Annotated in this window: 19 protein-coding genes; 12 read left to right on the top strand and 7 right to left on the bottom strand. The window is 74.2% G+C overall.

What is annotated here, in order from left to right; all coding sequences use genetic code 11:
- From ACWEO5_RS31575 to ACWEO5_RS31565, 3 genes are all read right to left on the bottom strand, one after another.
- The coding region (locus tag ACWEO5_RS31575) for a type I polyketide synthase (protein ID WP_452165581.1) at positions 1-3,918 on the bottom strand (3,918 nt) is incomplete at its 3' end.
- 222 nt (positions 3,919-4,140) lie between these two features.
- Complete coding sequence (locus tag ACWEO5_RS31570; protein WP_452165580.1) at positions 4,141-5,229, bottom strand: branched-chain amino acid aminotransferase; 1,089 nt, start codon at positions 5,227-5,229, stop codon at positions 4,141-4,143.
- 190 nt (positions 5,230-5,419) lie between these two features.
- Complete coding sequence (locus ACWEO5_RS31565) at positions 5,420-6,262, bottom strand: class I SAM-dependent methyltransferase (RefSeq protein WP_452165579.1); 843 nt, start codon at positions 6,260-6,262, stop codon at positions 5,420-5,422.
- 788 nt (positions 6,263-7,050) lie between these two features.
- On the opposite strand from ACWEO5_RS31565, the gene ACWEO5_RS31560 reads away from it, so the two are divergent.
- Genes ACWEO5_RS31560 through ACWEO5_RS31540 form a run of 5 tightly spaced genes read left to right on the top strand, consistent with a single transcriptional unit; the run spans position 7,051 to position 11,392 of the window.
- A complete protein-coding gene (locus ACWEO5_RS31560; protein WP_452165578.1) occupies positions 7,051-8,013 on the top strand; it encodes a DUF692 domain-containing protein in 963 nt (320 codons plus the stop codon).
- Positions 8,010-8,852, top strand: coding sequence for a hypothetical protein (locus ACWEO5_RS31555; protein WP_452165577.1), 843 nt, complete (start codon positions 8,010-8,012; stop codon positions 8,850-8,852). Before ACWEO5_RS31560 ends, ACWEO5_RS31555 begins: the two co-directional genes overlap by 4 nt.
- A complete protein-coding gene (locus tag ACWEO5_RS31550) occupies positions 8,846-10,264 on the top strand; it encodes an MFS transporter (protein ID WP_452165576.1) in 1,419 nt (472 codons plus the stop codon). The genes ACWEO5_RS31555 and ACWEO5_RS31550 overlap by 7 nt, the downstream gene beginning before the upstream one ends.
- Entirely contained in the window at positions 10,261-11,037 is a 777-nt protein-coding gene (locus ACWEO5_RS31545; RefSeq protein WP_452165575.1) for a methyltransferase domain-containing protein, read from the top strand. Before ACWEO5_RS31550 ends, ACWEO5_RS31545 begins: the two co-directional genes overlap by 4 nt.
- Before the next feature lie 25 nt (positions 11,038-11,062).
- The gene (locus ACWEO5_RS31540; RefSeq protein ID WP_452165574.1) at positions 11,063-11,392 is read left to right on the top strand and encodes a DHCW motif cupin fold protein; all 330 of its coding nucleotides are present in this window, start codon (positions 11,063-11,065) and stop codon (positions 11,390-11,392) included.
- 85 nt (positions 11,393-11,477) lie between these two features.
- Here ACWEO5_RS31540 and mctP read toward each other — a convergent pair whose 3' ends face one another.
- The gene (gene mctP, locus ACWEO5_RS31535) at positions 11,478-13,073 is read right to left on the bottom strand and encodes a monocarboxylate uptake permease MctP (protein WP_452165582.1); all 1,596 of its coding nucleotides are present in this window, start codon (positions 13,071-13,073) and stop codon (positions 11,478-11,480) included.
- A 20-nt stretch (positions 13,074-13,093) separates the two neighbouring features.
- Positions 13,094-13,375, bottom strand: coding sequence for a DUF3311 domain-containing protein (locus tag ACWEO5_RS31530; protein ID WP_452165573.1), 282 nt, complete (start codon positions 13,373-13,375; stop codon positions 13,094-13,096).
- Positions 13,376-13,797: 422 nt separating this feature from the next.
- Here ACWEO5_RS31530 and ACWEO5_RS31525 point away from each other — a divergent pair, with 422 nt between their 5' ends.
- From ACWEO5_RS31525 to ACWEO5_RS31510, 4 genes are all read left to right on the top strand, one after another.
- The gene (locus ACWEO5_RS31525) at positions 13,798-14,418 is read left to right on the top strand and encodes a dihydrofolate reductase family protein (protein WP_344559321.1); all 621 of its coding nucleotides are present in this window, start codon (positions 13,798-13,800) and stop codon (positions 14,416-14,418) included.
- A gap of 434 nt (positions 14,419-14,852) precedes the next feature.
- Positions 14,853-15,509 carry a DUF4232 domain-containing protein gene (locus ACWEO5_RS31520; protein WP_452165572.1) on the top strand — a complete coding sequence of 219 codons (657 nt, stop codon included), beginning with the start codon at positions 14,853-14,855 and terminating at the stop codon, positions 15,507-15,509.
- Between the two features lie 362 nt (positions 15,510-15,871).
- On the top strand, positions 15,872-16,279 hold the full coding sequence (locus ACWEO5_RS31515) for a cold-shock protein (protein WP_452165571.1): 408 nt from the start codon (positions 15,872-15,874) through the stop codon (positions 16,277-16,279).
- Positions 16,280-16,304: 25 nt separating this feature from the next.
- Positions 16,305-16,721, top strand: coding sequence for an NUDIX domain-containing protein (locus tag ACWEO5_RS31510; protein WP_452165570.1), 417 nt, complete (start codon positions 16,305-16,307; stop codon positions 16,719-16,721).
- Positions 16,722-16,922: 201 nt separating this feature from the next.
- On the opposite strand, the gene ACWEO5_RS31505 is transcribed toward ACWEO5_RS31510, so the two are convergent.
- A complete protein-coding gene (locus ACWEO5_RS31505) occupies positions 16,923-17,825 on the bottom strand; it encodes a helix-turn-helix domain-containing protein (RefSeq protein WP_452165569.1) in 903 nt (300 codons plus the stop codon).
- A gap of 157 nt (positions 17,826-17,982) precedes the next feature.
- On the opposite strand from ACWEO5_RS31505, the gene ACWEO5_RS31500 reads away from it, so the two are divergent.
- Complete coding sequence (locus tag ACWEO5_RS31500; RefSeq protein ID WP_452165568.1) at positions 17,983-19,407, top strand: MFS transporter; 1,425 nt, start codon at positions 17,983-17,985, stop codon at positions 19,405-19,407.
- A gap of 170 nt (positions 19,408-19,577) precedes the next feature.
- Positions 19,578-20,294, top strand: coding sequence for a ribonuclease H family protein (locus ACWEO5_RS31495; protein WP_452165567.1), 717 nt, complete (start codon positions 19,578-19,580; stop codon positions 20,292-20,294).
- 46 nt (positions 20,295-20,340) lie between these two features.
- On the opposite strand, the gene ACWEO5_RS31490 is transcribed toward ACWEO5_RS31495, so the two are convergent.
- On the bottom strand, positions 20,341-20,790 hold the full coding sequence (locus ACWEO5_RS31490; protein WP_452165566.1) for a hypothetical protein: 450 nt from the start codon (positions 20,788-20,790) through the stop codon (positions 20,341-20,343).
- Positions 20,791-21,020: 230 nt separating this feature from the next.
- On the opposite strand from ACWEO5_RS31490, the gene htpG reads away from it, so the two are divergent.
- Positions 21,021-22,865: a molecular chaperone HtpG gene (gene htpG / locus ACWEO5_RS31485; RefSeq protein ID WP_452165565.1), complete on the top strand. Its 1,845-nt coding sequence runs from the start codon at positions 21,021-21,023 to the stop codon at positions 22,863-22,865.
- The last annotated feature ends 423 nt before the right edge of the window (positions 22,866-23,288 follow it).

The raw sequence follows: 23,288 nt of genomic DNA, 5'->3' as shown, positions 1-23,288 counted from the left end.
GGTGCGGGAGGCGCCGCCGCGGACCCGGCGGCCGACCAGGCGCTCGCCGCCGCGCAGCACCACCCGGTCCTCGCCGGCCGCGAGTTCGGCCATCAGCCGGTCGGCGCCCTGCGGCAGCGGCAGGTCGGTCTCGATCAGCCGGGCCGCGAACTGCGGATACTCGGCCTGCAGGACGGCCAGGAAACCGGGGTAGCCGCCCGCCGCCGGGTCCCCGTCGCGGGTCACCACGGCGAGCCGGACCGACGGGTTCTCGGCGAGGCAGCGCCGGACCAGCCCGGCCAGCTCGACCAGCCCCGCCTGCTCGACCTGCTCGACCGTCCCGGCCGCCCCGCCCTCCGGGGCGGGGAACACCGGGGCGAGGAACACCGCGGTCCCGGCCCCGGCCAGCGCGTCCAGCCCCGCCGCGCCCGGCAGCAGGTCGGTGCGCGCGCAGACGACCGTCCCGGCCGGCGCCGACGGGTCCGGGCGCGCGGACGGCTCGAACTCCGTCCGGTACACGTCGCCGGCCGGGTCGTCCGCGTCCCGGCGGCCGGCGGGCAGCGCGGTCAGCTCCAGCCCGTCCAGCCGGCCCACCGGGTTGCGCCCGGCGTCGAAGACGTCGAGGTCGAAGAGCTCCCCGCGGCGGCGGGCGTGCACCCACAGCCGCTCCGCCCCGGGCGCGTCCAGCACCGCGGAGGCCAGCGCCACCGGGACGCACGGGCCCTCCCCGGCGGCCAGCGCCGCCTGCAGGACGCCGTCCCACAGCACCGGGTGCAGGGCCTGCGCCAGCTCGCCGGACCGGGCCCCGGCCGGGCGGACCAGCTCGACCAGCGCCTGCCCGTCCGCGACGTGCGCCCGGACCACCGGGCGGAACGCCGGGCCGTAGCCGAGGCCGCGTTCGGCGCACCGCCGGTAGAACTCCTCGGCGTCCGACTCCTTCGCGTCGAGCAGGTGCCCGGGGAACGCGCGGAACTCCACCGGCCCGCCCCAGGAGGCTCGGGCCCGGCAGTGCCCGGTCCAGCCGCCCTCGTGGGCGGAGGCGGCCGCCAGCAGGCCCGCCGAACCGGCGCCGGGGCGCCAGGTGACCGCGAGCCGCACCGGCTCCGCGCCGAGCGCGAGCGCCGAGGGCAGCCGGACGTCGCGCAGCACCAGCGGCCCGTGCGCGCGGTCCGCCAGCGCGTGCTGGAACAGCGCCAGGTAGCCGCCCGCCGGCAGCACCACGGCGTCGTGCACCCGGTGGTCGGCCAGCCAGGGGTGGGCGTCCAGGCCGAGGGCGGTGGTGCCCTCCCAGACGCCCCGCGCGGTGGACGGCGCCAGCGCCAGCGCCAGCCGCCCGGCCGCCGGGGCGCCGCCCCGGGCGGGCCGCACCCAGTGCCGGGTGCCCTGGAACGGGTACGGCGGCACCGCCACCGGCTCCCCGGCCGCGGGCCGCGGGCCGCGGACGTCCAGGCCCGAGACGTACGCCCGGCCGAACGCGCCCAGCAGGTCCCGGTGCGCGCCCTCGCCGCGGCGCAGCGTGCCCAGCACGGCCGGCGGCTCGGGGCGGGCGTCGCCGGCCTGCCGCAGCGCGGCGCCCAGCCCGGGGTGCGGGCTGATCTCGACCAGGTGCGTCACGCCCTCGTCGAGCAGCCGCTCCACCGCCTCGGCGAACCGGACCCGGCGGCGCAGGTTCTCCGCCCAGTAGCGGGCGCCCACCTCGGTGCCCGCCAGGTCGGCCAGGTCCACCGTCGACAGCATCGGGATCCGGGCCGGGCGCGGGCGCACCGGCTCCAGGGCGGCCTCGATGGTCGGCGCCAGGGCGTCGATCTGCGGGCTGTGCGAGCCGTAGTCGACGTCGACCAGCCGGCAGAACACCCCGTCGGCCTCCAGGATCTCCTTCAGCAGCAGCACCGATTCGCCGTCGCCCGAGAGCACGCAGGAGCGCGGCCCGTTGTGCACGGCCAGCTCGACCAGGCCCTCGAAGCCCTCCAGCGCGGCCAGCGCCTCCTCCGGCCCCAGGTCCACCGCCAGCATCCGGCCGAACCCGGCGACCTGCCGCAGCAGTTCGCTGCGCCGACTCACCACCAGGGCGCCGTCGGCCAGCGACAGCGAACCGGCGACGGTGGCCGCCGCGATCTCGCCCTGGCTGTGGCCGATCACCAGGTCGGGGCGGACCCCGGCGGCGGTCCACGCCGCGGCCAGCGACACCGACATCGCCCACAGCGCCGGCTGGACCCGCTCGACGGTCGAGGTGTCCGCCGCGCCGGTCACCAGCTCCCGCACGTCCCAGTCGACGTGGCGGGAGAGCGCCTCGGCGCAGCCGTCCATCGCGGCGGTGAACGCGGCGTCGTGCCCGTACAGGCCCGCGCCCATGCCGGTCCACTGGGCGCCCTGGCCGGGGAAGACGAACGCCACCCGGCCCACCTCGCGGGCCCGGCCCGCCGCGGCCTCCACCAGCTCGGGGCCGATCAGCGCCCGCCGCTCGGCGAAGTGGTCGCGCCGCCAGGCCAGCGTCCGGGCCAGCCCGCGGGCCGGGGCGCCCGCCGCGAGCCGCTCGCGCAGGTCGGCCTCGCGCCGCTCCAGGGCGGCGCCGGTGTGGCCGCTGAGCGGCAGCAGGAACGGCGCCGCGCCGTCCTCGTCCCCGGCCTCCCCGGGCTCCTCGGGGGCCGGGTCCCGGTCCGGGGCCGCGGTGACCACCACGTGGGCGTTGGTGCCGCCCCAGCCGAAGGAGTTGACGCCGATGTGGCTGCCCGGGGCCAGCGCCAGCGGCTCCCGGGCGACCGCGAGGTTCAGCCCCGCGAAGTCGATGTCCGGGTTCAGCTCCTCGGCGTGCAGGCTGGCCGGGACGACGCCGTGCTCCAGCGACAGCACCGACTTGATCAGGCCGGCCAGTCCGGCGGCCGGCTCCAGGTGGCCGATGTTGGTCTTCACCGACCCGATGTGCAGCGGCCCGGCGGTGCGGGCCCGGCCCAGCACCCGGCCGAGCGCGGACGCCTCGGCGCCGTCGCCGCGGACGGTGCCGGTGCCGTGCGCCTCGACGTAGGCCAGCGCGTCCGGCGGCACCGCGCCGCCGCCGTACACCCGCTCCAGCAGGTCGCACTGCGCGGCCGGGTTCGGCGTCACCAGGCTGTCCCCGCCGCCGTCGTTGTTGACCGCGCTGGCCACCACCACGGCCCGCACCCGGTCGCCGTCGCGCAGCGCCCGGTCCAGCCGCTTCAGGTACACCGCGGCGACGCCCTCGCCGCGCACGAAGCCGTCCGCGCCCGCGCCGAAGGCGTGGCAGCGGCCGGTGGGCGACAGGCCGCCGAAGTGGGTCAGCCCGACCGTCACCTCCGGCGTCAGCATCAGGTTGGAGCCGCCGACCAGCGCCGCCTCCACCTCGCCGTGCCGCAGCGCCTGGCAGGCCTGGTGCAGCGCCACCAGCGAGGAGGAGCAGCTGCTCTCGACGGTCAGGCTGGGGCCGGTCAGGCCCAGCACGTAGGAGACCCGGGCGGAGAGGATGTCGAGCGAGTTGCCGACGATGCTGTGCTGGGTGGCGCCCGCCCCGCGGTCCTTGCGCAGCAGCTCGTGGTCGTGCCAGAGCGCGCCCATGTACACGCCGGTGCGGGTGCCGCGCAGGTCGGCGGCGGGGTGGCCGGCGTCCTCCAGGGTGCGCCAGACCGTCTCCAGCATCAGCCGCTGCTGCGGGTCGAGGACCTCGGCCTCGCGGGGGGAGATCCCGAAGAACTCCGCGTCGAACCGGTCCACCCCGTCGAGGAAGCCGCCGACGGCCTGGATCTCCCGGGTCGGATCGACCACGTCCGCGGGGTTCCAGCGGTCCGGCGGGACGGGGCCCACCGCGTCGCCGCCGCTGATCAGCAGCTCCCAGAACTCCGGTAGGTCCGCCGCCCGGGGGAACCTCGCAGCCATGCCGACGATCGCGACGAGGTCGGTCCGTACGTCTTCCAACTTCCCCCCCACAGGCCACAACTGACTCGGCGGCACTCATCCTGCTGCCATTGTCGTGAGCTTGTCGAGCAGTTGTCCGAAGACTGAGAACCGGGGGACGGGACGGCGAACGGGACGGGAGGGGGCGCTCGGCCCGGCGGGCCCGGGGCAGACGGTGCGCCCGGGCCCGGTGGTGCGGGGTGCGGGGGGCGGGTGCGGGGGTGGGGCCACCGCACCCGGCTCACCGCCTCCGGGTCACAGCACCCGGCGCATCCAGCCGTGGGTGTCGGGGACGCGGCCGAACTGGATGTCCAGCAGGTGCTCGCGCAGGGCGAGGGTCTGCTTGCCGGGCTGGCCGTCGCCCACCGCGAAGTCGTACTCCGCGGTCTTGATCCCGACGATCGGGGTGATGACCGCGGCGGTGCCGGCGGCGAAGACCTCGGTGATCGTGCCGTCGGCGCAGCCCGCGCGCAGCTCCTCCAGCGAGATGGAGCGCTCCACCGGGGTCAGCCCGAACTTCTCGGCCAGGGTCAGCACGGTGTCCCGGGTGACGCCCTCCAGGATCGTGCCGAGACCGGGGGTGAGCAGCTCGCCGGAGGAGGTCACCAGGCACAGGTTCATCGTGCCGGACTCCTCCAGGCGGCCCTCGCCGCCCGCCTGGTCCAGGTAGAGGACCTGGTCGCAGCCGTTCTCCTTGGCCTCCACCTGCGCGGCCAGGCTGGCCGCGTAGTTGCCGCCGCACTTGGCGTCGCCGGTGCCGCCGGGCGCCGCCCGGGTGTAGCGGCTGCTGACCCACAGGGTGACCCCGGCGACGCCGGAGGCGAAGTACGGGCCGGCCGGGCTGGCGATCACCGAGTAGACGCACCGCTCGGCGGGGCGCACCCCGAGGAACGCCTCGGCGGCGAACATGAACGGGCGCAGGTACAGGCTCTCCTCGGTGGTCGGCACCGGGACCCACGCCTCGTCGGCCTTGACCAGGGCCTCGACGCTGGCCAGGAAGTCCGCCTCGTCCAGCGCCGGCAGGGCCAGCCGGGCGGCGGAGCGCTGGAAGCGGCGGGCGTTGGCCTCCGGGCGGAACAGCCAGACGCTGCCGTCCGCGTGCCGGTACGCCTTCAGGCCCTCGAAGATCTCCTGCGCGTAGTGCAGCACCGCGGCGCTGGGGTGCAGCGAGAACGGTTCCAGGGCCCCGACCCGGGCCTCGTGCCAGCCGGCCTCGGGGGTCCACACCGCCGACGCCATGTGATCGGTGAAGTAGCGGCCGAACGCCGGGGCGGCGAGGACCGCCGCCCGCTCGGCCTCCGGCGCGGGGTGCGAACTGGGCTGCAGGACAAAGTCGAGACTCATGGTCAACTCCTCAAGGTCAGCGCGAGCCGGGCACCCATCCGAAGGCAGCCACCGCTCATCGGCGCTGCTGGACATGCTAATGCCGGGCCACCGGGCCCGGCCCGCCGCGGCACCGCAATCCGCCGGGCCCGGCCCGCCGCGGCACCGCGATCCACCGGCCCCGGGCCCCGGCACCGCCGCGCCGGGCGGCTCAGTCGCGTCCGCCCACCGAGACGTGCCAGCCGAGCGGGAGCCGCCGCACCCCGTCCGGGTCGGCGTGCTCGGCGCTGAGCTCCTCCCAGCTCGCGTCGAGCGCGGCCTTGAACTCGGGCGGCTGGACGGCGAAGGCCCAGTACGCGGTGCCGGCCAGCGAGCGCAGGTTCTCCCAGTACTCGGCGGCGGTGCCGGCCACCACGTCCCGGGAGAAGGTCCGGCGGTCGGTCACCGGCAGTCCGGCGCGGGCCAGTTCGGCGGTGACCAGGTCGGCGGTGAGCTCGAACGGGGCCATCGCCTCGTCGGGCAGCTCGAAGCCGTTGATCGCGGAGCCGAGCACCGCGCCGCTCAGGGTGAGCGCCGCGCACTCCCCGGGCTCGCACCAGGACTGCAGGAACAGCCGTCCGCCGGGCCGCAGCACCCGGTGGCACTCGGCCAGCGCGGCCGGCAGGTCGGGCAGCACCCAGGCGGTCTTCAGCATCGTGACGGCGTCGAACAGGCCGTCCTCGTAGGGGAGTTCCATGGCCGAGCCGACGGAGTAGGAGAGCCGGTCGCGGACCTCGGGGGCGGCCTGGGTGCGGGCGGTCTCGGTGGCGAGCCGGACGGCGGCGTCGGAGTAGTCGAGGCCGTGGACCCGGGCGGCGGGGATCGCGGTGGCCAGGGCGGTGGCCAGGGCGCCGTTGCCGGAGCCGATGTCGAGCACCGAGCGCGGGGCGGCCTCGGCGACGGTGGCGACCAGGGAGCGCGTCAGTTCGGCGCCGACGTCGCCGGATCCGGTGCCGCGGGCCTCGGCGACCCGGTTCCAGTGCTGCTGGGAGAAGTAGTCCAACTCGATGTCCATGCGTTCCCTCGTCCTCTCCGGCGCCCGGCCGTCGCGCGCGCCGCGGCGTTCGGCCGCGTCTTCCCCGGCGCGCCGGAACGGCGGCCGTGGCCACCGAAGTCGAACACGGGCGCGTCGCGGCGTGCCAGGGGTCCGGGCCGCGCTCTCGCGCCGGCCCGCCGTCAGAACGCCGCAATCACCGGCAAATGCACCGCGGCCGTTCCGCAAACCCCGACCGTCCGGAATGCGCCCCGGACCGATGGCTTTTCGGACATGTCATGGCCACGGTCGAACTGCCGTTCCCCGCAGGGCGCCTGACCCCGCGACAGCGAAGCCGCAGCTCAACGCCCGTAGTGTTGCGGGAGTGTTGCGCCCGGCCAACGGCCGGTTTCCCTACCGTGAAGGCCCGGTGAAATGCCGAGCTTCGAGAGAGGGCTGGTGCTCGCCGAATCCGTGGTGTGGACTTCGTGCCGGATCACCCGCCGGTCGCCGCCGGCGCTCTCGGTGGTCCTGACGGTCAAGAACCGCCCGCGGCGTGATGTCGTATCCCTGGAAGGGGGTGACGCACATGGAGACCACCACGATCGTTGTGTCCCGCGAGGCCGCGGCTCGCCGCAACCCGACCTGCTGAAACAGCGTCTGATCCGGGGGCGCCAGCGCCCCTGACGAAACACCCGCACCACCCCAGACGTCGGCAGCACGCTGCTGCCTGAGCGGGCGGTTCTTGACTGCCAAGACCACCGAGCACCACCGAGCACCACCGAGCACGCGGGTACCACCGAGCAGGGCAGCAGCGGAAGGTGAGGACGTTGAGCGGGCCAGTGACACCGCTGGGCATCGGGCTGCAGTACAACCCCGAAGTGGCCGAGTGGTTCCCCTTCCACGAGTCGCGGATCGACGCCGTCGAGGTCCTCCTCGACACCGTCATCGCCCCGTTGGACAGCCCGCACGTGATCCTGCCCGACCGGCTCGCCGAGATCGACGCGCTGGTCGCCGCCGAACCCACCGTCATCGCGCACTCCAACTACGGCGCCGAGTTCGGCTTCGAACCGCTGGAGCGCACCGCCGCCGTGCTGCGCCACGTCCCCGCCGCGCAGCGCTTCGGCAGCCCGTGGATGAGCGACCACTGCTTCTACGGGGACGGCTCCTGGTCCGACCTGTGGAGCTCCCCGGTGCAGTTCTCCCGGGCCGAGGTGAACCGGCTGGCCGAGCGGGCGAGCCGGCTGCAGGAACTGCTGGGCGTGCCGCTCGCGCACGAGAACGCCGCGTACTACGTGCCCTGCCCGGGCGCCGACCTGGCCGAACCGGACTTCCTGGCCGCCCTGGTCGAGAAGGCCGGCACCCACCTGCACATCGACCTGCACAACATCCACACCAACGCGGTCAACTTCGGCGCGTACACCCTGAAGTCCTACCTGAACGCCCTCCCGCTCGACCGGGTGGTCGAGGTGCACGTGGCCGGCGGCAGCTGGTCCGGCGGCGTCTACCACGACTGGCACGACTCCCGGGTGCCCGAACCGGTCTGGGAGACCCTGGAGGACCTGCTCACCCGCTCCCGCCCCGGCGCCGTCGTCCTGGAGGTGCAGGGCCGGGCGCACTCCTCGCACACCCGCGAACTCGACCCGCACGCCGACGCCGAACTGATCCTCGGCGACCTGGAGCGCGCCGCGCTGATCTGGGACCGGGTCTACGGCCCGCACAGCCGCCGCACCACCGCGCTCCCCGCCGCCGCCGCCACCACCGCCACCGCCGGACCCGGAGAGCCCGCGTGAACCCCGAACGGACCTGGCAGCTGTGGCGGCGCGTGCTGCGCGAACCCGCCCTCGCCGAAGCCGTCATCGCCGGCGACGTCCTGGAACGCGCCGCCGAGTTCGGCCTCGACCCGGAGCAGACCGAGATCGCCGCCGAGTACGCGAAGAACGGCCCCGGCGTGAAGTGGGCCGTCGACGCCTACCGCTACCGCCTGCTGCGGGTCACCCCCGGCGCGGTCGCCGAGGGCGCCCCGCTCACCGCCCGGGCCCTGCGCCAACTCGGCCACGACCTGGACGCGCTGGCCGCCGGGTACGTGGAGGCCAGCGGCTGGGCCGACCGCGGCCCGTACGTCTACACCGTCACCGCCGAGTACCTCGACCACCTGGAGCGCACCCTGCCCGCCGGGCCCGGCAGCGGCCCGCTGCTCGACCTGCTGCGCCTCGAACGGACCGCCGCCCGGCTGATCGCCCGCAGCGCCCGGCCCGGGCCGGCGGCGGACGGGTCGGTGGCGGACGGGCCGGCGGCGGACGAGCCGGCCGTCCCCGGCTGGACCGGGCGCGGCGCCGTCGTCCGGCTGGAGCACGAGATCCTCGGCTGGCTCGCCGACCCCGAGGGCACCTCCCTCGCCGACGCGCCCGCCGCCCCCGGGGCGCTGCTGGTCCGCCTCGACGGCTCCGCCGAGCTCTACACCCTCACCGGCATCGGCGGCCCCGCCGCCCGGGCCATCGAGGGCCTCGCCGCGGGCCTGCCGGTCGAACGGATCGCCGCCGACCTCGGCCTCGACCCGTCCGACGCCGGACTGCGCGGCCTGCTGGACTCGCTCACCGACTGGGGCCTGCGGGACGTGACCTCTTGCTGAGCCGGCTCCCCGGCCGGTACGGGCTGCTGTGGACGGCGAGCCTGGTCTCCTGCGTCGGCGACGGCGTGCTGCTCACCGCCGGGCCGCTGCTGGTCCTCTCGCTGAACGACAACCCCACCGTGGTGGCCGGGGCGCAGGTCGCCGTCACCCTGCCGTACCTGCTGCTGGGCCTGGTCGGCGGCGTCGCCGTCGACCGGTTCGACCGGCGCCGCCTGATGGCGGGCCTGGACTTCGTGCGCAGCGCCCTGCTGGCCCTGGTCGTGTTCTCGCTGCTGGTCGGCGTCGCGCGGATCCCGCTGCTGCTGGTCACCCTGTTCCTGCTGGCCGCCGCCGACACGGTGTTCCGCACCGCCGTGCAGACCACCCTGCCGCTGCTGGTCCCGGCCGAACGGCTGGTGCGGGCCAACGGCCGGCTGATGGCCGCCGAGACGCTCGGCCTGGAGTTCATCGGCCCCGCGCTGGGCGGCCTGCTGTTCGCCGCCGCGGTGTCGCTGCCGTTCGTCGTGGACGGCGTCTCCTTCGCCGCGTCCGGCCTGCTGGTGCTGCTCGCGCTGGCCGGGCCGCGCGCCACCTGGGCCGCCGGCGGCGCCGGGGCCGCCGACGCGGCTGCCGCCGCCGCTGCCGACGCCGCGGCGAAGAGCGCGCCGCGGGTGCCCCGGCCCGGGATCCGCGGCGTGCTGCGCGAGGCGGGCGAGGGGCTGCGCTGGATGTGGCGGGAGGCCACCCTGCGTTTCCTGGCCACCTCCTCGGCGACTATCAACTTCTTCACCGGCGCGACCAACGCGGTGATCGTGCTCTACGCGCACGACGTGCTGCACCTGGGCAAGGCCGGCTTCGGCCTGCTGCTCTCCTGCGCGGCCGCCGGCGGCGTGCTGGCCGGCTTCGTCTCCGGGAAGATCGCCGACCGGCTGGGCGTGCGCGGCTGCCTGACGCTGGCCGTCGGCCTGCAGGCGGTCGACCAGACGGTGCTGCTGCTGGCCCACGACCGGGTGCTCACCGCGCTCGCGCTGACCTGCTCCAGCTTCGCCGTGGTCCAGTTCAGCTCGGTCAGCCTGGCGCTGCGCCAATCGACCATCCCGAAGGAGCTGCTCGGCCGGGTCACCAGCGTCTACCGGATGCTGGCCTGGGGCTCGCTCCCGGTCGGCGCGATGACCGCGGGCCTGTTCGTGGGCTGGTTCGGGCTGCGCTCCACCTTCGCGCTCGGCGCCGTCGCGCTGGCGGTGCTGGCCGTCCTGGTGCTGACCCGGGCCGCCGCGCTCGGCCTGGAGATGCCCGCCCCGGCCGCGCCCGCCGCCGCGCCCCCGGCCGTGCCCGTCACCGTGCCCACCACCGCGTCCGCCGCGGATCCGCAGACCGAGGAGGCGGCCGCCACCGGGCCCGCCCGTACCGACCGCCGTCAGGAGACGTCGTGAGCGAAGCGACCGAGAGCCTTCCCGCACTGGCCGAACTGAAGGCCATGGCCGACGACCCGCGGTTGCTGGACGTCGGCGACGGCATCGTGCCGATCGACACCCGCTGGTCCTTCGCGGGCGGCACCCCGCAGAAGTTCGACAACCACGTCAGCAAGAGCGTCCCGCTGTACTCCGAGGGCCACGCGCTGATCAGCCAGTGCGTGGAGTTCTTCAGCCGGCGCGGCGGCGTGATCATCGACGTCGGCTGCTCCACCGGCACGCTGCTCGCCCAGATCGCGGCGAAGGAGTGCTGCAAGGACGTCTCGCTGATCGGCTTCGACATCGAGGCGGACATGGTCCGGGTCGCCCGGCAGCGCTGCCGCGAGCTGGAGAACGTGACGATCCGCCAGGGCGACATGCTCTCGGTCGACTACAACGGCGCCAACGCCGTCATCATGTACTACACGCTGCAGTTCCTGCCGCCGGGCGACCGGCACACGGCGATGCGGATGGTCTGCGACGGACTGGTCGAGGGCGGCGGCCTGCTGCTCTTCGAGAAGACCCTGGAGCCGGACTCGCGGACCCAGGACATCGTCCAGCAGCTGTACGCCGAGTTCAAGCTCGACAACGGCTTCGACCCGGACGAGATCTACCAGAAGGCGCACAGCCTGCGTTCGGTGATGGCGCCCCAGCGCAGCTCGGAGACCCACGACCTGCTGCGCGAGGTCGGGTTCACCAGCATCACCACCATCCAGAAGTACCTTCACTTCGAAGGGATCCTGGCGATCAAGTGAAGCAGGCCGAGGAGGGCCGACAACGATGAAACTGGACGGGTTCGACTTCACCGCGACCGACTGGAGCGCGGTGCCGCAGGAGTCCCGGCCCGGCGAGACGGGGACCGTCAGCCAGCGGGTCCAGCACTTCGGCGAGGTCCGGGTGCGGCTGGTCGAGTACAGCCCCGGCTACGCGGCCGACCACTGGTGCCACAAGGGCCACGTGCTCTACGTCCTCGACGGCGAGCTGACCACCACCCTGGAGGACGGCCGGGTGGTGGTCACCCCCCGGGGCGGCAGCTACCAGGTCGCCGACGGGCACGAGGCGCACCGCTCCAGCACCGAGCACGGGGCCACCCTGCTGATCGTCGACTGAGCGCCGCACGGGGAGAGGGGACGGGGGCCGCGCACTCGGCGCGGCCCCCGTCCCCTCGTCTCTCGCTGCTACCGGGTGCTCCGGGTCAGTGCGCCACGGCGGGCTGCGGGGCCTGCTCCACGGCCTCGTCGCCGGCCTCCGCGCGGTAGTCGGCCGGGGCGGTCTCGTCGATCCCCTCGGGGGCCTTCGCGGCCCGCAGGACCAGCGTCAGGACCACCGCCACCACCAGGTTCAGCACGAACGCGGTCAGGCCGATGTAGCCGACCTGCTCGATCACCGGGATCTTCGCGCTGCTGCCGGCGAAGTGCTTGGTCGCGGGGGAGGAGATGCCCCAGGCCTTCCAGGTGCCGTAGGCCATGCCGGCCGCCCAGCCGGCCAGCAGCGCCCAGCGGTGGAACCAGCGGGTGAACAGGCCGGCCACCAGCGCCACCGCGGTCTGCAGGATCCACAGGCCGCCCAGCAGCTGCATGTTGATCGCGGCCTGCTTGTCCATCACCAGCACGAACACCAGCGCGCCGATCTTCACCAGCAGCGAGGCGACCTTCGCCACCTTGGTCTCCTGGGCCGGGGTCGCGTCCGGCTTCAGGAACTCCTTGTAGACGTTGCGGGTGAACAGGTTGGCCGCCGCGATCGACATGATCGCCGCCGGGACCAGCGCCCCGATGCCGATCGCCGCGAACGCCACCCCGGTGAACCAGGACGGGAACATGTCGGCGAACAGCTGCGGCACCGCCAGCTGGCTGTTGAAGCCCTTGGTGCCCTTGCCGATCCCGGCCGCGATCGCCATGAAGCCCAGCAGCGCCAGCAGGCCCAGCATCAGCGAGTACGCGGGCATGATCGCCATGTTCCGGCGCACCGTGTTGCGGGACTTCGACGCCAGCACGCCGGTCACCGAGTGCGGGTACATGAACAGCGCCAGGGCCGAGCCGAACGCCAGCGTCGCGTACGCCCACTGGCCGGTCGGCCCGACCACCAGCGAACCGCTGGGCTTGCCGTTGGCGCCGGGGGCGGCGAACTTGTGCTGCGCGGCGTCGAAGATGTGGCCGAACCCGCCCAGTCGGGTCGGGATGTAGATCACCGCGACCGCGATCACGATGTAGATCAGCGCGTCCTTGACGAACGCGATCAGCGCCGGGGCCCGCAGGCCGGAGGAGTAGGTGTACGCGGCCAGCACGCCGAAGGCGATGAACAGCGGCAGGTCCCGGAGGAACCAGTTGCCGCTGCCGCCGACCCCGAGGGTGTCCAGCACGGCCTGGATGCCGACCAGTTGCAGCGCGATGTACGGCATGGTGGCCAGGATGCCGGTGAGCGCCACCACCACCGACAGGCCGCGCGAGCCGTAGCGGCCGCGGACGAAGTCGGCCGGGGTGACGTAGCCGTGCACCCGGGAGACCGACCACAGCCGGGGCAGGAACATGAACACCAGCGGGTAGGCGATGATCGTGTACGGGACCGCGAAGAAGCCGGTCGCGCCCGCCGCGTAGACCGCGGCCGGCACCGCGATGAAGGTGTACGCGGTGTACAGGTCGCCGCCGAGCAGGAACCAGGTCACCCAGGTGCCGAAGCTGCGGCCGCCCAGGCCCCACTCGTGCAGGTGCTGGGCGTCGTCGGCCCGCCGCCAGCGGGAGGCCAGGAAGCCCATCACCGTCACGGCGGCGAAGAACAGCAGGAAGACCGTCATCGCGGTCCAGTCGACGTGCTTCACGCCCGGCCCCCGTCCTTCGGCTCCGCCTGCGCGGGCACGACGGGCGCGGGAACCGGCTCGGCGGCGGCGGCCCGGCGGGCCAGCTCGTCCCGCCGCACCAGCAGGTACGCCGCGCCGGTGAACAGCGCCGACAGCAGCACCCAGAGCAGCTGGTACCAGTAGAAGAAGGGCATGCCGCCGAGCTCCGGCGAGGTCTTGCTGTAGGACGGCACCCACAGCATCACCACCACCGGCACCAGCAGGCACAACCCGGCCACCACCCGGGCCGGGGAGACCACGGGCGGTGCACCCGCGGCAGGGACTTGGGACGACGACGACACGAGCGGCTCCGGAGGCTGACAGGGAGTCACCTCGTAAGCACCGCAGCGCACATGTCTGCACGCCCGCCGAGCAGTGCCCTCGGTGATCGGAAGGACCCCGCGAAGATAGGGCAGCGGAGTGACCACTGTCACTACCTTGTTCACCTGCTGATCAATCCGGACCGAAAACCCGGGGGGACCGGGACCCCGGACCCGTGGCATCCCGCCCGTGGCGGTGTTCGCGCACCTCACCCCGGCGGCCGCCGCACGGGCGTCCGCCGCCGGGGCGGGGGAGACTGGGCGGGGGGGAGAGAGACCGGACGGACGGGCAGCGATGAGTTCGGCCGCCCCGGTCCGTCCGTACTCGTGACAGGACCACCCACCCTCCGGGAGCGCACACCATGGGAACCATCGACATCGAGCTGTTCACCACCCTCGACCTGGTCGGCCAGGCCCCCGGCGGCCCCGAGGAGGACCCGGACGGCTTCGCCTTCGGCGGCTGGCAGGCCCCGCTGATCGACGAGGTCGCCGGGGCGCAGATCGACGCCGCCTACGAAGGCACCGACGCGCTGCTGCTCGGGCGGCGGACCTACGACATCTTCGCCGCGTACTGGCCGCAGGCCGGGGACAACCCGTTCGCCGAACTGTTCAACCGCGTCCCGAAGTACGTGGCCTCGCGCGGGAAGCCCGAACTGACCTGGGCCGGCTCCGAACTGCTCGGCCCCGACCTGCCCGCCGCCGTTCGGGAGGTCCGGGCCCGGCACCAGCGGGTCAAGGTGGTGGGCAGCCTGGACCTGGTGCAGACCCTGCTGCGCGAGAAGCTCTTCGACCGGCTCGACCTGTGGGTGCACCCGATCGTGCTGGGCAGCGGCAAGAAGGCGTTCGGGAGCGGCGCCGTCCCCAGCAACCTCACCCTCCTGGAGCCCCCCGCCGCCACCCCGCGCGGCACCGTCCTGCTGCGCTACGGCCTGGCCGAGGGCGTCCCCGCCACCGGCGACATGAGCCGGCTCGACCAGGACTGACCGGCGCCGGAGCGGGCGGGGGAGCGCCAACTCGCCTGCTGATCACCGCTCTCGGGCTCCCGGAGCCCCGTGCGGTCCTTGCGGTTCTTGCGGTCCTTGCGCGGGCGGCCCGGACGGCGGCGGCGAGCGGCGCTCCGGAACCAGCCGGTTGACTTCCCGTCATCTGGTGGGCGGTCAACTGCCCGGGGTTCAACCGCCGTCCCGTCACGGATCTGTACCGGCCACCGGCGGGGGCAGGGGTGGGGAGGGCCGGGGTGCGGGGCGCGTCACGGCAGGTCAGAGGCGCTACGGGGGGTGCCGGGGCGGGCAGTTCGGGCGATGAGTGTCACAGCACTGTCCCGGGGGGACCCGGGGCGCAACGCTTCGGGCGGGGCGGGGGTCCTGAGCTGTGTAGATTCGCTCGCACCGAGCAGCAGCCCCCCGAGGAGACCACCATGCGCGTCCGCAATCTCACCTTCGCCACCCTGACCGTCGCGGCCGCCCTCACGCTCACCGCCTGCCAGGACGACGGCACGGACGGCGCCGCCGCCGCCCCGACCAGCGCGGCCGCCTCCACCGCCGCCCCGGCCGCGTCCGCCCCGCCCGCCGCCGCCCCGAGCCAGAGCAAGACCACCGCGGCGAAGGGCGGCGGCACGGCGTCCACCAGCGCCCCGGCCGGTTCCGGCGGCGGCACCGCCAAGTGCCGGACCGCGGACCTGACCCTGACGGCCACGGACGCCACCATCAGTGACGAACCCGAGGGCACCGTGGTGGTCGAGCTGAAGAACCACAGCGGCAAGAGCTGCAGCATCGGCGGCTACGCGGGCGTCGACCTGCAGACCTCGGCGGGCTCGCTGTCCGCCAAGCGGGCCGGCCAGGCGCTGTCCCCGGACGTCCTGGCGAGCGGCAAGTCCATCTACTTCCCCATCTCCTACCCGCTCAACACCTCGGGCGGCTCCGGTGTCCGGATCACCGGCCTGGTGGTGACCCCGCCGGACGAGACCCAGTCGGTCACCCTGACCTGGCCGGGCGGCGGCTCGCTGCCCGTCACGGACGGCAGCGGCTCCCAGGTGACGGTCGGCCCGATGGGCAGCGCCGGCCAGGGCGGCTGACGGTCCGCCCGCAGTCCGGGCGCCGTCGTCACGAGAACCCCGCCCGCCCGCCCGCCGGCCCGGACCGCCGCTCTCCCCCGGAGCCGCGGCACGTCGGACCGGAGGCGGTGGGAGAACGTCCGGAGAACCGGCAGCCGACGATCCGCCGGGCGATGCGAAATCCCCCGCGCCCTCTCCTGCCGGACGGGCACGAATCCTCTCCGCCGTCCGGCTCCGGCCCGGCCGCCCGGCTCCACCCGGCGGCCGGGCCGTGGCGCGCCGCCCGCCGGTCGCCGGACGACGGGTTCGCCTTGCCTCCGCGACCGGGCTATTCTCGGGCCCAGGTTGCGGGCAAGGGGCCCGGAAGGTGTCTGGGGGTTGGCATGGTTGCCGGTCGCGTGGTGCGGTTCGACGGTTCGCGGGGTTACGGGTTCATCGCTCCCGACCAGGGCGGGGAGGACGTCTTCCTGCACGTCAACGACCTGCTGATCCCCGAGTCCTACATCCGCACCGGCCTCGCCGTGGTCTTCGAGATCGAGGACGGCGACCGCGGCCCCAAGGCCTCCTCCGTCCAGCTCGCCCCCGGCGTCGACCCCAAGGCCCCCGTCACCCCCCACCCCGACCGCACGGTGCGCCCGGTGGACGACGACGACCAGCTCGCCTCCGACGACTACCTCGACGACGTCACCGAGGCCCTCCTGGAATCCGCCCCCTCCCTGACGGGCACCCAGATCCTCCAGGTCCGCACCGCGATGCTCCAACTCGCCAAGAGCCACGGCTGGATCGGCTGACCCTTCCCCGCGGCGGAGACCACCCATGAAGCAGCGCGTCCGCGCCGTCCTGCTCACCGACCGCGCCACCATGCTCGTCATCACCCGGGTCCGGCCCGGCGTCGCCCCCTACCAGGTGCTGGTCGGCGGGGGCGTGGAGGAGGGGGACGCGGGGTTGGAGGCGGCGTTGCGGCGCGAGGTCCGGGAGGAGATCGCCGGTGAGGTGACCGACCTGCGGCCGTTCCACGTGGGGGAGAACGACCGGGGCGAGACCGAGCACTTCTACACGGCCAGGGTCACCGCTTGGAACTTCGCGGACCGCACCGGGCCGGAGTTCTCCCGGACCGACCGCAGGGCGTACCTGCTGGAAGAGGTGCCCTTCACGGCCGGGGCGGTCGGCGGGCTGAACCTGATGCCGCCGCAGGTCAAGGACGTCCTGCTGGCGGCCCTCGCCGCTGAGTAGGGGCGGGGCCGGGCCGGAGAGGACCTCGCCGCCGTGCGCGGCCAGCAGCGCGGGCGGCGCGCGGTCCAGGTCGTCCCCGTACGGCCGGGCGTCGCGGTGGGACGCGAAGGCCTCCGGGTGTGGTGCGGGGCCTAGGCACCTCCACCACGCCGGAGGTCTTCGCATTCGATCGAATCCGGCCACCGTCGACAACGCTCGTGATCAGTGCAACTGGCGTTCGGACCGAACCCGTTGCGCCGTCGTGCTCGGGGTCCCGGGGGTCAGGGTGCCGGCGAGCAGGGTGAGGGCGGCGGCGGACGGGGTGGCGGGGGCGGCGCTGTAGAGCAGCAGGCGGTGGGTGGTGCCGTCGGAGAGCGGGAGGCTCTCGAAGTCGAGGTCGAGCGGGCCGACCAGCGGGTGGTGCAGGGACTTGCTGCCGACGGCGCAGTCGCGGACCGGGTGGCGGGCCCAGAGGGCGGCGAACTCGGGGCTCTGGATCGCGAGTTCGCCGACCAGGTGGGCCAGTCGGCGGTCCTCGGGGTGGCGGCCGACGGCGAGCCGGAGCGCGGCGACGGCGGTCCGGGCGTCCTCCTCCCAGCGGGTGTGCAGTTCGCGGGTGTGCGGGTCGAGGAAGAGCAGCCGGGTCAGGTTGGGGCGGTCGGTGGGCCGGTCGGGGGAGTGCGGGTCGAGGTGCCCGGCGAACAGGGCGTGGCCGAGGGCGTTCCAGGCGAGGACGTCGTTGCCGCGGTCCAGGACGACGGCGGGGACCTGCGGCATCGCGTCGATCAGCTGCTTGGTGGCGGGCCGGACCCGGGCGGGCCGGTGCTGCGGGGCGCGCCCGGTCCGGGCGGGGCGGGCCAGGTCGTAGAGGTGGGCGCGCTCGTCGGAGGTGAGGCGCAGGGCGCGGGCGAGCGCGTCCAGGACGCCGTCGGAGGCGTTGCCGCTGTGGCCCTGTTCGAGCCGGGTGTAGTAGGTGACGCTGACCCCGGCGAGCAGGGCGAGCTCCTCGCGGCGCAGCCCGGGCACCCGGCGGCGGCCCGGGTACGGGGTCAGCCCGGTGTCCTCGGGGCGCAGTCGGGCCCGCCGGTTGCGCAGGAACTCCCCGAGGGCGGTCGATGTCTGCATGCCGTCCAGTCTGCCCGCGCGGGGCGGTTCCGGGGCCGGTCCAGGGTATCCCTGCGGGTGCTACCTTCCGCAGGGGTCTGGGTGGGCCGGCCGGTTCGGCGCAGGCTCCTCTCGTCACCGGACGAACGCGCCGAACGAGACGAGAGGGAGGCCCGCCATGGCGACGGCCGCAGCAGTGGAGTTCCAGGAAGCAAGCACCGCGACGAAGTTGACGAACCGTCAGAAGACCGTTCTGCTGGTCCTGTTGGTCGCCCAGTTCATGCTGGCGGTGGACTTCTCGATCCTGAACGTGGCGCTGCCGGCGATCGGCCGGGGCCTCGGCCTCCCGCTGGACGGCCTGCAGTGGATCGGGACGGCGTTCGCGCTGTCCGCGGCCGGGTTCACCCTGCTGTTCGGGCGGATCGCCGACCTGTTCGGCCGGCGGCGGCTGTTCCTGGCGGGCCTGGCGCTGCTCGGGGCGTCCTCGTTGGTGGGCGGGTTGGCCACCGGGCCGGCGGTGCTGATCGCGGCCCGGGTCGCCCAGGGCCTGGCCACCGCGGCGGTCACCCCGGCGGGGCTGGCGCTGCTGACCACCTCGTTCCCGGAGGGGCCGCTGCGGCAGCGGGCCCTGGGCCTGAACGGGGCGCTGATGTCGGCCGGGTTCACCGCCGGCGCGGTCCTCGGCGGGGTGCTCACCGACCTGCTGTCCTGGCGTTGGGCGTTCTTCGTCAACGTGCCGGTGGCGCTCGGGGTGCTGCTGGTCGCCCCGGGGGTGATCCGGGAGAGCCGCCCGGACGTCCGGCCCAAGCTCGACCTGCCCGGCGCGCTCTCGGTCACCCTGGGCCTGCTCTCGCTGGTGTACGGCCTGACCCGGGCGGGCACCGCGGGCTGGGCGGATCCGCTCGCGCTGGGCGGGCTCGGCCTGGGCGCCGCCCTGCTGCTGGTGTTCGTCGCGGTGGAGCGCCGGGCCGCGGCGCCGCTGGTGCCGCTGTCGGTGCTGCGCCGGCGCGGCGTGGTGTGGGGGAACCTGGCGGGGCTGATCGCGTTCCTGACCGAGACCTCGCTGGTCTTCCTGCTGACCCTCTACCTGCAGGAGGTGCTGGACTTCTCCGCCCTCGCGGCGGGCCTGTCCTTCGGCGTGCTGGGCCTGGGCACCGTACTGGGCGGGGCCACCGCGGCCCGGCTGATCGCCGCCACCGGCACCCGCGCCACCCTGGTGACCGGCGGCCTGGTGCAGGCCGCCGCGACCGCCGCGCTGCTGCTGCTCGGCACGGGCCGCTCCTCGCTGTGGCTGCTGCTGGCGGCGACCTTCGTCGGCGGCGTCGGCAACATGTTCGTGATCGTCGGCTTCATGGTCACCGCGACCTCCGGCCTGCCCGACCACGAGCAGGGATTGGCCACCGGCCTGGCCACCATGACCCAGCAGATCGGCATCACCATGGGCACCCCGGTGATGAGCGCGGTCTTCGCGGCCCGGGCGGGTGCCCACCCGTCCGCCGGGGCGGTGCTGGACGGCGTCGCGCTCGCCGTCCTGGTGAACGCCGCCCTGGTGCTGGTGGGCGTCCTGAGCACCGGCTTCCTGCGCCGCCGCCGCACCGCCTGAGTCCCCGCGCCGCACGGCCTGAGCCCCCGCGCCGCACGGCCCGGGCACCCGGGTCCGGCCCCCGTCCGCCCGGCCCGGATCCCCGTCCCGCTCCTGTCCCGCTCCCGTCCCGCTCCCGTCCCCGCGGTCGCCGGGGCGGGGGCGCGGGCGCGGGCTGGCATGATCGGGGGATGGTTGAACGAGTCATCGCCGCCTGCGACGGGGCGGCCAAGGGCAACCCGGGGCCCGCCGGGTGGGCCTTCGTGGTCGCGGACGGGAACGGCGCCCCGCAGCGCTGGGAGTCCGGTGCGCTGGGGCGCAACACCAACAACGTCGGGGAGCTGACGGCGCTGCAACGCCTGCTTGAGGCCACCGACCCGGGGGTGCCGCTGGAGGTGCGGCTGGACAGCACCTACACCCGGGACGCGGTCACCAAGTGGCTGCACGGCTGGAAGCGCAACGGCTGGAAGACCGCGGCGGGCAAGCCGGTCGCCAACCAGGAGCTGATCCAGCGGATCGACGCGCTGCTGACCGGCCGGGACGTCGAGTTCGTCTACGTGCCCGCCCACCAGGTGGACGGCGACCCGCTGAACGCCATCGCCGACAAGGCCGCCAGCGACGCGGCCCGCACCCAGCAGTCCGCCGCCGGCACCGCCGCCGACCTGCCGGTGCCCGACCCGGCCGCGGCCACTGCCGCCCCGCGCGCCCGCCGGACGTCCGCGTCCTCGTCCGCGTCCGGCGCCAACGTCGGTGCGGCCAAGCGGAGTTCGACGGGCGGCGGCGGCCGGACGCTGGCCGCGAAGTTCCCGGGCCGGTGCCCGTGCGGACGCTCCTACGGCAAGGGCGAGACGATCGGCAAGGTCGGCGGCAGCTGGGGCCACCCGGACTGCGCGGCCGCCCACGCCTGACACCCCCGGTGGCGGGGCCGGGACCCGGCCCCGCCACCGGCGGCCGTCACTTCGCGGCGGGGAAGGCGGCGCGCAGCGCGGCGCCCCGGGTGAGGAGGGCGACGCCGACCAGCGCGAGGGCGGACAGGCCCTGCAGCACGGCGTACCAGGCCGGGCACAGCCCCGGGACCAGGTCGACGCCGATCACGGCGATCGGGGAGACGGCGCTCAGGGTGCGCAGGCGGTCGAACGCCTTGGCGTCGCCCGCGCCCGCCCGCCGCAGGTAGTGGCGCAGCAGGAAGACCGCCAGGAACAGGACCGTGCCGCGCACCCACATGAAGGCGGTGGCCTGGTGCCCGGTGGCGGCCATCACGGCGACGGTGCCCAGGACGATCGCGCCGACCGCCCCGAACAGGTCGACGCAGGTCCGGACGGTGTCGAGCGCCTGCCGGGCCCGGGCGTCGACCCCGGCGCCGGTGTCGGTGTCGGTGCCGGTGGCGGCTTCGAGGCTGGTCATGGTGGCGTCCCCCGCTTCTCGTGCGTGCTGTGTCGGTGTGCCACCGACGCTACGGACCGCGCGCCCGCCCCGACATGGGCCTGCCCGTACGACCGGGTGGGCCTGGGCCCACCTTCCACGGGGTTTGTCCGGGCCCCCGCCGGTGTGCCAGATTGCCACGGAGCGCGTGTTCCCGTACCCGTACCGTCACCCGTACCGTCACCCGAGCGAAGCAGAGCGAAAAGGACCCGATGACCACCGAGACGCTGGAGTTCCAGGCCGAGGCGCGGCAGCTGTTGCAGTTGATGGTCCACTCGATCTACTCGAACAAGGACGTCTTCCTGCGCGAGCTGATCTCCAACGCCTCCGACGCCCTCGACAAGCGGCGCCTGGCCGGCCTCACCGAGGAGCGGCTGCGCACCGACGACCTGCACATCGCCCTCGCCCTCGACCCGGACGCCCGCACCCTGACCGTCCGCGACAACGGCATCGGCATGACCCGCGAGGAGGTGGTCGGCCTGATCGGCACCATCGCCCGCTCCGGCACCGCCGAGACGCTGCGCCGCCTGCGCGAGAGCAAGGAGCCCGCCGAGCTGATTGGCCAGTTCGGCGTCGGCTTCTACTCCACCTTCATGGTCGCCGACCGGGTCACCCTGCTGACCCGCAAGGCCGGCGAACCCACCGGCACCCGCTGGGAGTCGGCTGGCGAGGGCACCTACACCGTCGAGGAGGTCGCGGACGCGCCCGAGGGCACCACGGTCACCGTCCACCTGCGCCCCGAGGACGGCGAGGACGGTCTGCACGACTACACCGACCTGGCGACCGTCCGGCGGATCGTCAAGCGCTACTCCGACTTCATCGCCTTCCCGATCCGGGCCACCGCGGCCGAGGGCGCCGAGGAGCAGGTCCTCAACTCGATGAAGGCGCTCTGGGCCCGCCCGCGCGCCGAGGTCGCCGAGGAGGAGTACCGCGAGTTCTACCGGCACGTCGCGCACGACTGGACCGACCCGCTGGAGACCATCAGCCTGCGGGCCGAGGGCACCTTCGAGTACGAGGCGCTGCTGTTCATCCCGGCCCGCCGCCCGCACGACCTGTTCCAGCGCGACGGCCGGCACGGCGTCCAGCTGTACGTCAAGCGGGTGTTCATCCTGGAGGACAGCCGCGAACTGCTCCCCGACCACCTGCGCTTCGTCAAGGGCGTGGTGGACGCCGCCGACCTGTCGCTGAACATCTCCCGCGAGATCCTCCAGCAGGACCGGCACATCCAGCTGATCCGCCGCCGCCTCGCCAAGAAGGTGATGGCCACGGTCAAGGAGATGATGACCGGCGACGCCGAGAAGTACCGCACCTTCTGGCGGGAGTTCGGCCCCGCCGTCAAGGAGGGCCTGCTCGACCCGGCCGAGGACCGCAAGGCCATCCTCGACGTCGCCTCCTTCGCCAGCACCGCCGGCGAGGAGCCGACCTCGCTGGCCGACTACGTCGCCCGGATGAAGGACGGCCAGGACAAGATCTACTACATGACCGGCGAGAGCCGCGCCCAGGTCGAGAACTCCCCGCACCTGGAGGCGTTCCGGGCCAAGGGGTACGAGGTCCTGCTGCTCACCGACCCGGTGGACGAGATCTGGGTCGAGGGCGTCCCCGAGTACGCGGGCAAGGAGTTCAGCTCGGTCGCCCGCGGCGCCGTCGACCTGCCCGCCGAGGAGGTCTCCGAGGAGCGCACCGGCTCCTACGCGCCGCTGCTCGGCTGGCTGGGCGAGACGCTCACCGAGGTCAAGGAGGTCCGGCTCACCAGCCGGCTCACCAACTCGCCCGCCTGCCTGGTCAGCGCCGCCGACGGCCTGACCCCCACCCTGGAGAAGATGTACCGGGCGATGGGCCAGGACGTCCCGACCGCCCGGCGGATCCTCGAACTCAACCCCGAGCACCCGCTGGTCGACGCCCTGCGCGCCGCCCACCAGGAGCGCGCCGAGGACCCGTCGCTGGCCGAGACCGCCGAACTCCTCTACGGCACCGCCCTGCTGGCCGAGGGCGGCGACCTGGCCGACCCGGCCCGCTTCGCCAAGCTGCTCGCCGACCGGTTGGCCCGCACGGTCTGACGCTCCCGGCCGTGGCCCCGCCCCCGCGCGTTCCGGGGGGCGGGGCCACGGCTTTTGCGCGCCCGGGATTGATCACGCATTGTGACTGTGCTCCGGTGGATTCTGGCCCGTTCTGACAACGTTGTCCAGCGGTTTGCGGTAGCAGTCCGATAACGAGACTAATCCGTCATCAAGTTAAGTAAAGTTTTAGTGCTTGGTGGCCTTACTGCTTCAGAACCGCTGTATTTCAATGTTGACCGGTCTATGGACATGGTCGGGATGTGACGTCTACGTTAAGCGTCCAACAGCCCGGAGCTGATCCGGTGCCGTGCAGAACGCCAATGAAGAACAGCGTGAAGGATGAGCGAGATGCGCAGAGGATGGCTGGCCGTCGCGGCCGCTTCCATGGTGGTGCTCACTGCGTGTAGCAGTGGTGGTGGCGGT

It is taken from the genome of Kitasatospora sp. NPDC004272, assembly GCF_053603035.1.
Note: the sequence above shows the minus strand (reverse complement) of the source record. Positions and strands in the feature narration are given on the sequence as shown.